We start from the raw sequence: 14,312 nt of genomic DNA, 5'->3' as shown, positions 1-14,312 counted from the left end.
CGGGGCCGGCTCTCGGACGCGGGGCCGGTGAGGTCGTAGAACGTGGCGAATGCGGCGGTGACTTGAGTGAAGTTGGCCTCCCACCCGTGGAGGCGGGGGAGTCCGGCGACGCGCGTGGCGGTGCCGGTGGCGACGGCGGTGACACGGCGCAACGGGCGGGTGGCGGCGCCGACGCGGCCGCCCCGCCTCGGTCACTACGCCGCTGGCTTCAGCAGGTAACCGGCGCCGCGCCGGGTGTGGATCATCGGCTCCCGGCCCGCGTCGATCTTCCGGCGCAGGTAGGAGATGTACAGCTCGACGACGTTCGCCCGGCCGCCGAAGTCGTAGGACCAGACGCGGTCGAGGATCTGTGCCTTGCTGAGCACCCGGCGCGGGTTGCGCATCAGGAAGCGCAGCAGCTCGAACTCGGTGGCGGTCAGGTGGATGCTCTGCCCGCCGCGGGTCACCTCGTGGCTGTCCTCGTCCAGGGTGAGGTCGCCGACCACCAGCAGGGCGTCGGAGCGGCGGTCGACCGCGTGGGAGCGTCGGATCAGCCCGCGCAGCCGCGCGACGACATCCTCCAGCCCGAACGGCTTGGTCACACAGTCGTCGCCGCCCGCGGTCAGCCCCGCGATCCGGTCCTCGACGGCGTCCCTCGCGGTGAGGAACAGCACGGGCACGTCCGGCAGTTCGCGCCTGAGCCGGCCGAGGACGGTGAGCCCGTCCATGTCGGGCAGCATCATGTCCAGGACGACCGCGTCGGGCCGGAACTCGCGCGCCGCGCGGAGGGCGCCCTGGCCGTCGTCCGCGCTGCGGATCTGCCAGCCCTCGTAGCGCAGGGCCATGGAGAGCAGCTCGGTGATCGACTGCTCGTCGTCCACCACCAGCACCCGGACGGAGCTCCCGTCCGGCCTCAGCAGTTCCGTGCGCCCCTGGGGCGAGATCGTGGTCATACCGGACACGGTCTCGGCGTCCCCTGAGAGCACCCTTGCGTCTGTCTGTGTTTTCCCTGAGAAATCCACAGGCGTGTCTCAGGCGGGCGGCTCCGGTGCGTCCGGCAGGCCGAACAGCCGGGCCGCGTTGTCGTGGCACACCGCCCGCAGCCAGTCGTCGCCGAGCCCCAGATCCGCGAGGACGTCGAGCTGATGGACGTACGGGTAGGGGATGTTGGGGAAGTCGGTGCCGAGCAGGACGCGGTCGCCGAGGGCCGCGATGCGGGGGAGAGCCCGCCGGGGGAACGGCGCCATCCGCTCGCTGAAGCCGGTGAACGCCATGGTGGTGTCGAGGCGGACCTCCGTATACCGCTCGGCCAGGTCGAGGAAGTCCTCGTACTCGGGCATGCCCATGTGGGCGACGACCATCCGCAGCCGGGGGTGGCGGGCCAGCACGCGCGCCATCGGTTCGGGTCCGGTGTGCTTGCCCGGGGCGGGGCCCGAGCCGCAGTGGACCACCACCGGTGTGCCCGCCTCGGCGAGCAGGCCCCAGCAGGCGTCGAGCGCCTCGTCGGCGGGGTCGTACCCGCCGACCTGGACGTGCGCCTTGAAGACGCGCGTCCCGCCCTCGACGGCCTCGCGGACGTAGGCGGCGGCGCCGGGCTCGGGGAAGAAGGTGGAGGTGTGCAGGCAGTCGGGGGTGCGGCGGGCGAAGTCGGCGGCCCAGTCGTTGAGCCAGCGGGCCATGCCCGGCTTGTGCGGGTAGAGCATCGCAGTGAAGGCGCGCACGCCGAACGCCCTCAGCAGCGCGGCCCGCTCGGCCTCGTCCTCGCGGTAGGTGATCGGCCACTCGACACCGCCGGTGAGCGGGCCGAGCCGGTCGAAGTACGCCCACACCTTGTGGAGCACGCGCTCCGGCATGAAGTGCGTGTGCACGTCGACGAGGCCGGGGAGGCCGAGATCCTGCCAGAAGCGGCGGACCTTGGCGGACTCGGCGGACTCGGCGGACTCGGCGGAGTCTGGCGTCCCGGTAGCCGCGGCGGACTCGGAAATCCCGGCGGCCCCGGCGGTCGCGGGCGGCTCGTCTGTCTGGGCCGACGGAGTCGGAGGTTGCGCGCTCATGCCGGACACGATCACCCGTGGGGGCGGGGGCGGTCCAGCCCTCGTTGTCCTCACCCTCGGCTCAGAACAGCCCGTCCTGCGCGGTGTGCCGCTCCTTCAACGCCCGCACCGGCACCTCGACCCGGCGTCCCCCGCCCGGCACCAGCTCCCAGCCGGGCAGCAGGCGGGTGTCCAGGACCAGGACGCCGCGGTCCGTCGCGAGATGCAGATCGGGGCCGGCGGCCGCCACCAGCTCCCCGCTCACCGCACCACCGGCGGCCAGCTCACCCACCACGCCCACCGGTGCCGGCGCCTCCGCCAGTCCGAACGCCTCCTCATGGTCGACGGGGCGGAAAGGGGCGGGTTCGAGCGACTCCGGCCAGCCGGTGAGGGTCAACGCGCGTGCGTGCAGCCCGGCGATCTCGGCGGCCCGCTCCTCTCCGGCCGAGGGGAGCGCCGCCCGCGCCGCGCGCTTGGCGGCGTAGGGGATGCGGTCGGGCACCCTCAGGGCGGCACGCAGCAGCTCTTCGGTGCGGCGTGCCGCCATCAGCGGCCCCGTGCCCAGCCAGGTGAAGCAGATCGCACCCTGCTCCAGCAGCCGGGCCGGTCCCCGCCGCTCGGCGGTGATCCCGACCTTGGTCATTCCGGGTCCGAACCACGCCAGGTAGACCCGGTACGGCCGCGGGTCGTCCGCGAGCGTGTCGGCGGCAACCGAGTGCGCCCGGTCCAGGCGGGCGCACTCCTCACAGCGCGGCCCGGTGCTCCGGGCGGACACCCGCACGGAGAGCGGACACACGTTCCCCCGTGCTCCCACACAGGTCCGCGCTCCCCCCTCCGCGACCCCGAAGGCCACCGTCTTCCCCCAGGTCAGCGCCGAGCGCCGGCCCCCGTCCCAGATCAGCACGGGGCCGCCCGCCGTCCAGCTCAGCCCCGCGCACCGCCATGCCTGTGCCATCCCGGCCGAGAGTAGAGGGGGCCACTGACAACGGGCGGGTCAGCCGCCCACGCCCACCGCGTCCGTCTCGACGGGGGCGGCCTGCGGGGATGAAATCGGACGTGCCGGCACCACGGTCCTGCCACCCCTCCGTCCCGCCAGCCGGCACCCCAGGCACTCCGCATGCCCCGCGCGAGCCCCGCTGTCCCGCACCCGCCAGCTCCACTCCCCCCGCGGCCGGGGCCCCGACGGTTTGCCCCATCCGGCGAGATGGAGGGCCCAGGTGACGAGCAGGGCGAGCACGTCGACCGCCGCTCCGGCGGCGAGCAGCGGCCCCGAGACGGTGCAGACTCCCGCGCCCAGGAGGGCCGTTCCGGCGACGGCGATCCCGCAGCCGGTCCAGCCGGCGACCGTGTGCCCGTGGTCATATGGATGCGCGCTCATGTCTGCCCTTCCGCGGCGTCGGCGTTCCTCCGGACGACGGACGTCCTCCTGATGTCTCACGTCCTAAGAAATTTATAACAGAAATCCCTCACGAGCTAAGAGGAATGGGAAGTCCCGTCATGCACGCCAATCCGCGCCCGCCCGCCACGCAGCAGGAGGCGATGTGGGCGATGGACCGACTGATCGCGACGCATCTGATCGGCCAGCAGGAGATGGCCCAGGTCATGGGCCTGAACGTGACCGACGTGACCTGCTTCGGCTTCGTCCTGGAGGCGGGGGACGACCTGCTCACCGCCGGTGAGCTGGCGGAGCGCGTCCACGTCACCACCGGCGCGATGACCGGCGTCCTCAACCGTCTGGAGCGGTCCGGCTTCATCACCCGCCGCCCCGACCCCGCCGACCGCCGCCGCGTCCGCGTGGCCGCCGTGCCCGACGCGGTGGCCATGGCGCGCCGGCTCTACGAGCCCTACTACGCGCGCCTCGCCGACCTGTTCGCGGACTACTCCGCCGAGGAGCTTGCCGTACTGAACGACTGGTTCCGGCGCGCCACCGCGCTCGCGGACGCCTTCCGGGAGGAAAGCCGCAGCAAGAACTGACCGGCGCGGGAGCCCGCACGAGAACTGGCCGCAGCAAGAGCTGACCCGCGCGGGAGCCCGCACGAGAACTGACCCCGGATCACCGCCGAGGTGCCGGGCGTGGCCCGCGGTGCCAGTCTGAAGGGGATCGAACCGCTCGGGGACATCCGGAAGGTCGTCAAACATGGCCAGCAATGTCAGCGGTACGGGCTTTCGCGGGGCCGGCCGGGAGGCCGAGAGCCCCTGGGCGGCGAGCTGGACGGTGGCCGCCGCGTTCCTGATGGTGTTCGGCGGCGTCATGGCGATCTTCGAAGGCATCGCCGCCATCGCCCGGGACGACGTCTTCGTCGCCACCCCCAACTTCACGTACTCGTTCAGCCTGACCGGCTGGGGCTGGGTTCATCTGATTCTCGGCGCGCTGGTGGCCGCCGCCGGCCTGGCCTTGTTCAGGGGGGCCACCTGGGCCCGTGCCGTGGGCGTCGGCCTGGCGGGGCTGAGCATGATCGCCCACTTCGTGTGGCTGCCCTACCAGCCGGTGTGGTCGATCGTCCTCATCGTCATCGACGGCTTCATCATCTGGGCCCTGTGCGCACCCCGCCGCGAGTCCCCGGCGTAGAGCGCGCGCCCGGCGGCCGGTCCGGCGCCTGGCCCTGGGTGATCCAGGCGGCCGGACTGACCGCGATGGTCACCGCGTACTTCCTGCTGCCGCTGGACCGGCTGGGCCCGCGGCGGCCGGTGCTGAGCTGGGTGCTCTTCGGCGCGGCCCTCGCACTGATCGCCGTCCTGCTGCTGATCCAGGTCGCCCGGGTGCTGCTGAACGCGCCGGGCGTCCGTCCGGGGCTGGTGATCCCGCCGCTGATGTGTCTGTCCGTGCTGGTCTTCGCGACCACCTACCAGGGTCTCGCCCAGCGCCCCGGCGAACTGGACGGCATCGCCACGCGCCTGGACGCCCTCTACTTCACGATGGTCACGCTCGCGACCGTCGGGTACGGGGACATCACCCCGCGCGGGCAGTCCGCGCGCCTGGTCGCGATCCTGCAGATCCTCTACAGCTTCATCTTTCTCACGGCGGCGGCCACCGCCCTGACCACCCATCTGCGCAACGCCCTGCGCCACCACGGGGACGCGGACCCGCCGCGATGACCCCGCGCCCGCGTCGCACGTACGTGTGATCGGCGTCACACTTGAAGGAGCAGGGTGCTCCCCGGGACGCCCGGGGACCGCCCCCCAGGACCCCGGACGAACACCGGCCGGACGCCTCGTGAGGCCCGGAAACGACACCGAGGCGCAGGTACACCGGGTCGTCCGCCCGCGGGCCCGCATCCGGTTCCGCACTGCTCCAAGGGGTGTCCGCACATGAGCGGCATGGATGCAACCGCACTGGACAATCTGGGCGAGGCCCTGCGAGGTCCCCTCGTGACACCGCAGGACTCCGGGTACGACGAGACCCGCTCCGTCTACAACGCCATGATCGACCGCCGTCCCGCCGCCATCGCCCGCTGCACCGGCACGGCGGACGTGCGTTCCACCATCGCCTTCGCCCGGCAGACGGGCGTCGAGCTGGCCGTGCGCGGCGGCGGGCACAGCGGGCCCGGCCTGTGCCTGGTCGACGGCGGGCTCACCCTCGACCTGTCCCTGATGCGCTGGGTGCGGGTCGACCCGGTGGCCAGGACGGCCCAGGTCGGCGGGGGCAGCCGGCTCGGCGACCTGGACCACGAGACGCACACCTTCGGGCTCGGCGTGCCCGCCGGCATCAACTCCACCACCGGCGTGGGCGGTCTCACGCTCGGCGGCGGCCACGGCCACCTCACCCGTAAGTACGGACTGACGATCGACAGCCTGGTCGCCGCGGACGTGGTCCTGGCCGACGGCAGCTTCGTCACCACCACCGAGAAGGAGCACCCGGACCTGCTGTGGGCCCTGCGGGGCGGCGGCGGCAACTTCGGCGTGGTCACGTCCTTCACCTTCCGGCTGCACCCGGTGCACACGGTCGGCGTGGCGGTCACCGTGTGGCCGGTCGAGCAGACCCAGGAGGTGCTGCGCTGGTACCGGGAGTTCCTGCCGTCGGCGCCCGAGGACCTCAACGGCTTCTTCGCCGTCATGGCCGTCCCGCCCGCACCGCCCTTCCCCGAGCCGCTCCACGGACGGAAGGTGTGCGCCGTCGTCTGGTGCTACACCGGCGACCTGGAGGGCGGACGCCTGGACGACGTGCTGTCCGTGGTGGACGACCCGGCCCCGCCCGCCTTCCACTTCGCCACGCCGATGCCGTACCCGATGCTCCAGACGATGTTCGACGACCTCGTGCCCGCAGGGCTCCAGTGGTACTGGCGCGGCGACTTCTTCGACACGGTCACCGACGAGGCCCTCGCGGTGCACGAGCGGTTCGGGCGGGAACTGCCGACCGGCCTGTCGACCATGCACCTGTACCCGGTGGACGGGGCGGCCCACGACGTCGCCCCGGGCGAGACGGCCTGGGCGTACCGGGACGCGACCTGGTCCGGCGTCATCGCCGGCATCGACCCCGACCCGGCCGGCGCCGACCTGATCCGCCGGTGGTGCGTGGACTACTGGTCGGCGCTCCACCCGCACTCCATGGGCGGCGCCTACGTCAACTTCCTCGGCGAGACCGGCGACGCCGACAGCGTCCGCGCCACCTACCGCGACAACTACGCCCGCCTCGCGGCCGTCAAGCACACCTACGACCCGGACAACTTCTTCCACGCCAACCAGAACATCCCGCCGGCTGCCTGAGCCGCGCAGCCACCGGGCGGGCCGCGAACGGACCCGCCCGGTGGCTGCGCGGGAGGGCTTGCCGAAAACTGGGGCGCAGGACGCGACGGACCGACCGGGGGCCCTGGGGATGCAGCGGTACCAGCGCGAGAAGCGCTTCAGGCGGATCGCCTGGCCCCGTGCACTGCCGCCCGCCGTGATCGTCGTCGCGGTCGTCGTCGACCTCGCCTGGCCGCCGTTCAACACCTTCCCGCTGCTGGCGACCGTGTCGGTGACGGCGGCGCCCATGTACTCCCTGGCCTGGACGGTCACCAGCGGTGCGGCTGCCCTCCTGACGGGCTGGCTGCTGGCCTTCCGGGAGAGCGAGGAGGTGATCTCCCGACCGAACGTCATCGGCTTCTCGACCCTCCTCACGCTGACCGTGGTCGCGGTGTTCCTCAACCGGATGTTCGCCCGCGAACGCGAGCAGCTGAGGACGTCGCGCCAGGTGGCGGAGGCGGTCCAGCGCGCCATGCTGCCCACCGTGCCCGAGCGGGTCCGGGGGCTGGCCATGGCCACCCGGTACCAGGCCGCGCAGGAGGAGGCCCTGATCGGCGGCGACCTGTACGCGGTCCACGACACGCCCCACGGGCTGCGGATGGTGATCGGCGACGTCCGCGGCAAGGGCACCCAGTCGGCCACCCTGGTCAACACCCTGCTGGGCGTCTTCCACGCGGCCGCCCTGCAGACGCCGGACCTGCCGTCGGTCGTGCAGGCCGCGGAGATCCAGGTCCAGGACCTGAAGGCCCGCGAGAAGGACGCGCCCTACGAGGACTTCGTCACCGCCGTCTTCGTCGAGATCCTCCCCGACCGGTCCGCGTTCCGCATGGCCAACCGGGGGCACCCGCCGCCGCTGCTGGTCCACGGGGGCCGGGTGACGACGCTGGAGCCGAAGGAGCCGTCACTGCCGTTGGGCCTGGGCGACCTGGCCGGTCCCGTCGTCCCCGTGGACCGGTACGACCTGCCTCCCGGCGCCACGCTGGTGCTGTTCACCGATGGCATCATCGAGGCCCGCGACCGCACCGGCGCCTTCTTCGACCCCGTCCCCCCGCTCACCGGCCCGCTGCCCCCGGATCCGGGCGCGGTACTGGACGCCGTGCTGGCAGCCCTGTTCCGCCACACCGACGAACTCGAGGACGACACGGCGGCCCTGGCGGTGACACGGCTCCCGGAGGGGCCCGCGGGGACCGCATCTCCCTGAGACACCCGGAAACACCAGAGGCCCCGGATCTCTCCGGGGCCTCTGAACTGTGTGCACTCGGCAGGATTCGAACCTGCAACCTTCTGATCCGTAGTCAGATGCTCTATCCGTTAAGCTACGAGTGCTTGTCTCTTCATTTGTCTCGCCGCTCCCGGCCCTTTCGGCCCGCTCGCGGCGACAGGAAGAACATTACATGACTGCCGCCGCCATGTGAAATCCGATTGCCCTACCCCTTGTGACCTGCGGAAACGCGGTGTGGGGCGTGAGTGGCGAGGGAACGACGAAGCCCCGGCCGCTGGGGCCGGGGCTTCGTGTTCGGGGCGGAGGCGGAGGGATTTGAACCCTCGATGGGCTTTAAGGCCCAAACCGCATTAGCAGTGCGGCGCCATAGACCGGACTAGGCGACGCCTCCATGCACAACCTGCTGCGCGCGGGCGCGAACGAGTGGTGCGTGCCGATGATGACACAACCGCGTGGCGTGTCACCAATCGGTGCCCACGGTACAAGGCGCGGAGCCCGCAGGGCAAAGCCCTGACGACCGGCACGCCGTCATGGCGCAACGTCCCGCCTCCCGGCGCGTTGATCACGGCATGACTGCCCTGTCCCCCTCCCTCCCCTCCCTCCCCTCCCTCTCCTCCCTCTCCTCCATCCCCTCCCTCTCCTTCCTGCCCGGGCGACGCAGCCTCGTCGCGCTCGCCGCCGTCCTCGCCTCGCTCGCCGCGTCCCCCTCCCCTGCGCGGGCCGGGGAACCGGCGCCGGACGGCGACCGGCTCACCGTCACCGTCCGGGACGCGGGCCGCGCGGCGGACGGTACGTACGAGGTGCGGTGCCGGCCGAGCGGCGGGACGCACCCCGATCCGGACGGCGCCTGCGCGGCCGTCGAGGAACGGACGCGGTGGGGGCAGGACGCCTTCGCGCCGGCGCCGCGGGACGCCGTGTGCACCATGCAGTACGGCGGCCCCGCCACCGCCCGGATCACCGGCACCTGGGCGGGCCGCCCCGTCGACGCGACGTACGACCGGACGAACGGGTGCGCGATCGACCGGTGGGACCGGCTGGTGCCGTTGCTGCCCGAGGTGGGCCCGGCACCGGGTGCGCCCGGGGCGTAAAGGTCCCGCGAAGGTTCGTGGTGCGTCGGCCCAGGCAGGCGCGGTTCCGGACGTACCGGGCGTCACATCACCGTCACCTCGGGGTGCGATGTGCGTCCCATCCGGCGTCCCCGGCGCACCCCCAGCCCTTAGACTCCCTCCCGTGACACGTTGCGGGCCCGTTGGCAAGATGGCCCGAGCGGTCGGCACGTCGCGGTAACAGGGAGGAAGCGTCTCGTGAGCAGCAGGCCATCCCGAGGCGCTGCTCGCCTCGCAGCCATACTGGACGCGCTTCCCGACGCCCTGGTGCTGGTCAACGCCAACGGGACCGTCGTCAACGCCAACACCATCGCCCTCGAGGCCTTCGAGGCGCCGGGCACCGCCCTGGTGGGGCGCGGGCTGCTGGACCTGCTGCCGGAGTTCGACAGCAAACTCATCCCCGGTTCCATGCGGCGGCCCGACCACATCGACCCTCGCGGACGCACCAAGCCGACCCGGATGACCGCCCGGCGGACCGACGGCACCGAGTTCCCCGTCGAGGTCACCAGCGCCAACCTCGAGAACACCTCGCAGGCCTACGACAGTTACGGCTACACCGGCGACGAGCTGCTGATGCTCGTCGTCCGGGACCTCTCCGGCACGGTCGACACCGAGGCCGAGCTCGCCCGTTCGCAGCGGCAGACGGAGATGATCCTGCGGGCCGCCTCCGAGGGCGTCGTCGGCACCGACACCGACGGGCGGATCGTCCTGGTCAACCCGGCCGCCGCCCAGATCCTCGGCTACCGGGCCGGTGAGCTCGGCGGACGCGAGCTGCACACCCTCGTGCTGCACTCGCGCGCCGACGGCTCCCCGTTCCCGTACTCCGAGTCCCCGCTCGCCGACACCCTGCGCTCCGGCCGCAAGCACCGCGTGCGCGGCCAGGTCCTCTACGCCAAGAACGGCGACAAGCTGCCGGTCGACCTCACCACCGCCCCGGTGCGCGACGGCGACCAGCTCGTCGGCGCCGTGATGACGTTCCTCGACCGCCGCCCCTACGACGCCCTCCTGAAGGAGAAGGAGGACGGCGAACAGGAGCACGCCAAGGAGCTGGAGCGGCTCGCCGAGGAGCACGGCTCCGAGCTGACCGCCCTGCGGCAGAGCCACGTCACCGAGGTGGAGGAGCTCCGCGAGAAGCACGCGGAGGAACTCGCCGCGCACGAGGAGCGGTACGCGGCCCTCGGCGAGCGCGAGAAGGACCGCTACGAGGCCCTCGCCGCCCGTCACGAGCAGTTGCTCACCCTCCTCGGCCGCTCCCTGCGCGGCCCGCTCGACGAGCTGCGCCGCGAACTGGCCGCGCTGGCCGCGGACGACGCGGGCCAGCTGTGGCCCGAGGCCAACCAGGTGCTCCACCACCTGTCGGCCGGCTACTCCCGCATCACCACCCTCATCGACAACGTCCTCGGCTACCAGCAGCTCGACGCCGGCACCGAGGGGATCGCCCGTACGAAGGTGATGCTCGACGCGGTCGTCGCGGCCGGCGTCGACGGCGCCGTGGAGCTGATCGGCCCCGGCCGGGTGCAGTTCGCCGTGCACGCGCCGCCCATCGAGGCCGAGGTGGACGCGCGTCTGCTCGCGACCGCCCTCGCCCATCTGGTCGCGGACGTCGCGGGCGTCGACGCGACCGGCAACACGCCGCTGTCGGCGGGCGGTTATCTGGACAACACGGTCGTCGTCGCGGCGGCCCAGCGCGGCGAGGTCGTCCGCATCGAGGTGCGCGGCCCGTACGGCGGCGGCGACCCGGTGCACGAGCCGATCGTGCGCGGGATCGTCCGGGCGCACGGCGGGGTGCTCCAGACGCACGAGGTGCCGGGGATGAGCGGCAGCGCGTTCGTCCTCGAGGTGCCGATCGGCGGCGGGGCGGGTTCCGTACCGCAGGAGCCGGCTCCGCAGGCCGAGGAGGCCGCCGCTCCCGCCGAGCCCGCGCCGGGCGGAGGGCGGCGCCGGGCGCGCCGCGCGTCCGTCGACGCGTTCCTGGAGAGCGACGTGTCCGGCGGCGACGGCGAGGCTCCGGAGGCTCCGGCCGCGGAGGCGCCCCAGCCCACCGGGCGGCGCAGGCGGCGGGCGGCTCCCGCCGAGCCCGCGCAGGCGCGGCAGCCACAGCAGGCGCAGCTTCCGGCGCAGGCGTCCGGTGAGGGCGCGGCCGTGTCCGGCGGTACCGGGCGGCGGCGTGGCCGTCCCGCCGAGGACGCGGCCCCCGCGGCGGGCGCCGAGGTCGAACTCGCCGGTGCGGCGGCAGGGGCGGGGGTGTCCGAGGGCGCCGTCGTCACCGCGGCCGAGCACGCGGCGGGCGCCGCCGCCTCCAACACCGGGCTGGGCGGGACCGTACCGCCGCAGGGCGTGCCCGCACCGTCCGGACGCCGGGCCCGGCGCGCGGCCGGTGAGCAGCAGGCGCTGCCGCCGGCGCTCCCCGCAGCCGGCGGGGCGAACGGCGCGCCCGGCGCGGTCGCCGTGCACGTGCCCGCCCAGGGCGCGGGACCGGACCAGCAGGCGCAGCCGACGGGACGGCGCCGGCGTGCGCTGGCCGCCGCGAACGAGCGGGCGGCGGCGCAGGAGGCCGCGCCGCGCACGGTGTTCGCGCTGCCGCCGGCGGCTCCGGCAGGGGCGGGCCAGGACGAACAGACGGGGCAACCTGCCGGGCAGCCCGCGCAGGCCGAGGCCGCGGGGCAGGCCCTTGTGGCGCCGGGTCAGCTGCCGGGAGGTCAGGAACTTCCGGGTGCCCAGGGGGCCGTGCCGGTGGCGCCGGGCGCCTCGTCGAACGGTGTGGCTGCCGGGCAGGCTCCGCAGCCTGTCGCTCCCGCCGCGGGACAGTCCGTACCTCCGCATTCGCAGGCCGTCGGGCCGAACGCCGCGGCTGCGGGTGCGGGTGTGCCTCAGCCGGCCGGGTCCAACGCGCAGCCGGTCGGGCCGAACCAGCAGGTGCCGCAGCCGATCGCGCCTCAGCCCGCCGCGTCCGACGCACAGCAGCCCGTACCGCCGAACGCACCCGCCCCCGGGTCCGCGCCTCACCCCGTAGCGCCGGGCCTTCAGCCCGTGGGCCCGAATCCGCAGGCTCCGCAGCCCGTTCCGGCGAACCAGCAGGTCACGCCCCAGGCAGCCGGCCCGAACCCGCAGCTGGTTCCGCCGAATCAGCAGGCGCCGCAGCCGACCGCACCTCAGGCGACCGCACCTCAGGCGGCGGGACCGGGGCTTCAGCCGGTCGGCCCGAATGCACAGGCTGCGCCCCGGCCCGCCGCGCCCGGCCCTCAGCCGGCCGACGCCGCAGCACAGGCTCCGCAGCCCGTACCGCCGAACCCGAACCTTCAGGCACCGCAGCCCGTACCGCCGAGCCCGAACCCTCAGGCACCGCAGCCCGCCGACACCGCCGCTCAGGCGCCGCAGCCCGGTGCGCCCGCGCCGCAGGCGGGCGCGCAGCCCGTCCCCGCTCCCGCACCGCATGGCGGGCCCGCCACCGATGCCGGGCAGCACGACGCCGTCCCGGTGGACCAGTCCGAGGACCACACCCCGCCGCAGCCGCACCCCACCAGCGCGCCCACCGGCCGCCGTCGGCGTGCGGTCGCCCCGCCGGCCGATGCCGCGCAGGCGCCGGGAGCTCCCGAGCAGTGGGGGGCGGCGCCCTCGCAGGGCGCCGCGTCCCCGCTCCCTCCGGCCCAGCCGCTGCCCGCCGAGGCCCCGTCCGCCCAGGGCGCGCCGCAGCCCGCGCCGGGCGCGGCCGCCCCGCCCGCCGGGACGCCGGCCCCGCAGCAGTGGCCCGCCGCCGGTGACCCCTCCGGCGCCGGAACGGCGCCCGTGCCGAACGTGCCGCAGCCCACGCCGTCCGGCGGCACCCCGCTGCCGCCCGAGGGCGCGCCCGTGCCCGCCCGTCCGGCCGCCCAGCCGCTGCCCGCCGAGGCCGCCGCGCCGGTCGACCCGAACTCGACGCAGGGCCGTGCGATCAGCGTGCGGACGCTGGGCCAGGGGGTGCCGTTCAACCGGCAGGCCGCCCAGGTCCAGCAGCCGCCGGCGTCGGCCACGCCGCCCCCGCACCAGCCGGGCGGTTCAGGACGCCGCCGCAAGCTCGGCACCCGCAACGACCAGGCCGCGGCGAACGGCCAGACCTCCGGCGGGCAGGCGCCCGGCGCCGCCCAGGGCGCCCGCCCGCACCCGCAGCAGGCCGAGCCCGTACCGCCCGCCGGTCAGGCGCCCGCTCCGCAGCAGGACCGCACCCCGGCCGCCGCCCTCGCCCAGCAGGCGGCTCAGCCGACGCCGACGCCGTCCGGGCAGTCCCGGCTCGCTCCGGCCGCGGAGGCCGCCGGACGCTCGTACGCGATAGGGGCGCCGGACGCGGACGCCGCCGAGGGTCCCGAGCCGCTGGACGGTCCGGGCGGGGCCGTGGAGGTGGCGGACCCGCCGCGTCCGCAGCCGATGGACGACGAACTGCCGCCGGAGCCGCTGGACAACCCGCGCCGGCTGCTGGTGTGGCCCGCGCCGGACGTGTCGACGCAGCAGGCGCTGAGCGACCGCGGCTACCGCCCGGTGATCGTGCACTCCCGTGAGGAGGTCGACGCGCAGATCGCGGCCTTCCCGGCGGCGCTGTTCGTCGACCCGCTGACCGGGCCGATCACCCGTACCGCCCTGCAGTCGCTGCGTCAGGCCGCGGGCGCGGCGGAGGTGCCGGTGATGGTCACGGCCGGACTCGGCCAGGCCTCCCGCGACGCCGCGTACGGCGCCGACCCGGCGGTGCTGCTGAAGGCGCTCGCGCCGCGCGACAGCGAACAGCACCCGCCGCGCGTCCTGCTGATCGAGGAGCACGCGGAGATCGCACTGGCTCTGACCGGCACGCTGGAGCGGCGCGGGATGCAGGTCGCGCGGGCCGCGAGCGACGCCGACGCGGTGACGCTGGCGGGTCAGTTCCGGCCGAATCTGGTGGTGATGGACCTGATGCAGGTGCACCGCCAGGCCGGGCAGGCAGGCATCGTCGACTGGCTGCGCGCGAACGGGCAGCTCAACCGCACCCCGCTGGTCGTCTACACGACCGCCGTCGACGCGGCGGACCTGCCGCGGCTGGCCTCGGGCGAGACGGTGCTGTTCCTCGCGGAGCGGTCCACCAGCGTCGAGGTGCAGGAGCGGATCGTCGACCTGCTGTCGCGGATCGGGACCAACTGACTGACCGGGTACGGGCCGTCGGCCCGTACGGCACTGACAGCACCGCGCCGGGCGGTGGGCGCGGGTGTCGCGCTCACCGCCCGGCGCGTGTCCGGGAGCGGGTGCCGG

The 14,312-nt window shown here is 74.3% G+C and carries 11 protein-coding genes and 2 tRNA genes; 7 read left to right on the top strand and 6 right to left on the bottom strand.

What is annotated here, in order from left to right:
- Positions 1–194: 194 nt before the first annotated feature.
- The 4 genes from ACF1AG_RS29740 to ACF1AG_RS29725 form a co-directional block, all read right to left on the bottom strand.
- Positions 195–932 (bottom strand): response regulator transcription factor, encoded by a 738-nt coding sequence (locus ACF1AG_RS29740; protein WP_359600990.1) that lies wholly within the window; start codon positions 930–932, stop codon positions 195–197.
- Positions 933–1,010: 78 nt separating this feature from the next.
- Positions 1,011–2,033: an amidohydrolase family protein gene (locus ACF1AG_RS29735; RefSeq protein WP_391810686.1), complete on the bottom strand. Its 1,023-nt coding sequence runs from the start codon at positions 2,031–2,033 to the stop codon at positions 1,011–1,013.
- A 61-nt stretch (positions 2,034–2,094) separates the two neighbouring features.
- Entirely contained in the window at positions 2,095–2,967 is an 873-nt protein-coding gene (locus tag ACF1AG_RS29730) for a DUF2797 domain-containing protein (protein ID WP_391810685.1), read from the bottom strand.
- A gap of 39 nt (positions 2,968–3,006) precedes the next feature.
- Positions 3,007–3,390: an HGxxPAAW family protein gene (locus tag ACF1AG_RS29725; RefSeq protein WP_391810684.1), complete on the bottom strand. Its 384-nt coding sequence runs from the start codon at positions 3,388–3,390 to the stop codon at positions 3,007–3,009.
- 119 nt (positions 3,391–3,509) lie between these two features.
- Here ACF1AG_RS29725 and ACF1AG_RS29720 point away from each other — a divergent pair, with 119 nt between their 5' ends.
- The 5 genes from ACF1AG_RS29720 to ACF1AG_RS29700 all read left to right on the top strand — a co-directional run bounded on the left by ACF1AG_RS29720 (position 3,510) and on the right by ACF1AG_RS29700 (position 7,935).
- Positions 3,510–3,986, top strand: coding sequence for a MarR family transcriptional regulator (locus ACF1AG_RS29720; protein WP_359600994.1), 477 nt, complete (start codon positions 3,510–3,512; stop codon positions 3,984–3,986).
- Between the two features lie 163 nt (positions 3,987–4,149).
- Positions 4,150–4,581, top strand: coding sequence for a hypothetical protein (locus tag ACF1AG_RS29715; RefSeq protein ID WP_359600995.1), 432 nt, complete (start codon positions 4,150–4,152; stop codon positions 4,579–4,581).
- Positions 4,582–4,646: 65 nt separating this feature from the next.
- Positions 4,647–5,108, top strand: a complete 462-nt coding sequence (locus tag ACF1AG_RS29710) for a potassium channel family protein (RefSeq protein WP_359601004.1) — start codon at positions 4,647–4,649, stop codon at positions 5,106–5,108.
- A 222-nt stretch (positions 5,109–5,330) separates the two neighbouring features.
- A complete protein-coding gene (locus ACF1AG_RS29705) occupies positions 5,331–6,716 on the top strand; it encodes an FAD-binding oxidoreductase (protein WP_391810683.1) in 1,386 nt (461 codons plus the stop codon).
- 109 nt (positions 6,717–6,825) lie between these two features.
- A complete protein-coding gene (locus ACF1AG_RS29700) occupies positions 6,826–7,935 on the top strand; it encodes a PP2C family protein-serine/threonine phosphatase (protein ID WP_391810682.1) in 1,110 nt (369 codons plus the stop codon).
- A gap of 52 nt (positions 7,936–7,987) precedes the next feature.
- On the opposite strand, the gene ACF1AG_RS29695 is transcribed toward ACF1AG_RS29700, so the two are convergent.
- Together ACF1AG_RS29695 and ACF1AG_RS29690 are read right to left on the bottom strand one after the other, a co-directional pair.
- Positions 7,988–8,060 (bottom strand) — tRNA-Arg (locus ACF1AG_RS29695).
- Between the two features lie 196 nt (positions 8,061–8,256).
- Positions 8,257–8,347 (bottom strand) — tRNA-Ser (locus ACF1AG_RS29690).
- A 178-nt stretch (positions 8,348–8,525) separates the two neighbouring features.
- On the opposite strand from ACF1AG_RS29690, the gene ACF1AG_RS29685 reads away from it, so the two are divergent.
- Positions 8,526–9,044, top strand: a complete 519-nt coding sequence (locus ACF1AG_RS29685) for an SSI family serine proteinase inhibitor (protein WP_387798643.1) — start codon at positions 8,526–8,528, stop codon at positions 9,042–9,044.
- 216 nt (positions 9,045–9,260) lie between these two features.
- A complete protein-coding gene (locus tag ACF1AG_RS29680) occupies positions 9,261–14,204 on the top strand; it encodes a PAS domain-containing protein (RefSeq protein WP_391810681.1) in 4,944 nt (1,647 codons plus the stop codon).
- Positions 14,205–14,312: the final 108 nt, after the last annotated feature.

The organism is Streptomyces sp. NPDC014764 (assembly GCF_043082785.1).
Lineage (GTDB): Bacteria > Actinomycetota > Actinomycetes > Streptomycetales > Streptomycetaceae > Streptomyces > Streptomyces althioticus.
Note: the sequence above shows the minus strand (reverse complement) of the source record. Positions and strands in the feature narration are given on the sequence as shown.

Excerpts from the sequence above, each read along its gene's own strand:
- ACF1AG_RS29710 (WP_359601004.1), top strand. The coding sequence starts at position 4,647 with ATGGTCACCGCGTACTTCCTGCTGCCGCTGGACCGGCTGGGCCCGCGG.
- ACF1AG_RS29730 (WP_391810685.1), bottom strand. The coding sequence starts at position 2,967 with ATGGCACAGGCATGGCGGTGCGCGGGGCTGAGCTGGACGGCGGGCGGC.
- ACF1AG_RS29725 (WP_391810684.1), bottom strand. The coding sequence starts at position 3,390 with ATGAGCGCGCATCCATATGACCACGGGCACACGGTCGCCGGCTGGACC.
- ACF1AG_RS29735 (WP_391810686.1), bottom strand. The coding sequence starts at position 2,033 with ATGAGCGCGCAACCTCCGACTCCGTCGGCCCAGACAGACGAGCCGCCC.
- ACF1AG_RS29720 (WP_359600994.1), top strand. The coding sequence starts at position 3,510 with ATGCACGCCAATCCGCGCCCGCCCGCCACGCAGCAGGAGGCGATGTGG.
- ACF1AG_RS29700 (WP_391810682.1), top strand. The coding sequence starts at position 6,826 with ATGCAGCGGTACCAGCGCGAGAAGCGCTTCAGGCGGATCGCCTGGCCC.
- ACF1AG_RS29740 (WP_359600990.1), bottom strand. The coding sequence starts at position 932 with ATGACCACGATCTCGCCCCAGGGGCGCACGGAACTGCTGAGGCCGGAC.
- ACF1AG_RS29705 (WP_391810683.1), top strand. The coding sequence starts at position 5,331 with ATGGATGCAACCGCACTGGACAATCTGGGCGAGGCCCTGCGAGGTCCC.
- ACF1AG_RS29685 (WP_387798643.1), top strand. The coding sequence starts at position 8,526 with ATGACTGCCCTGTCCCCCTCCCTCCCCTCCCTCCCCTCCCTCTCCTCC.
- ACF1AG_RS29715 (WP_359600995.1), top strand. The coding sequence starts at position 4,150 with ATGGCCAGCAATGTCAGCGGTACGGGCTTTCGCGGGGCCGGCCGGGAG.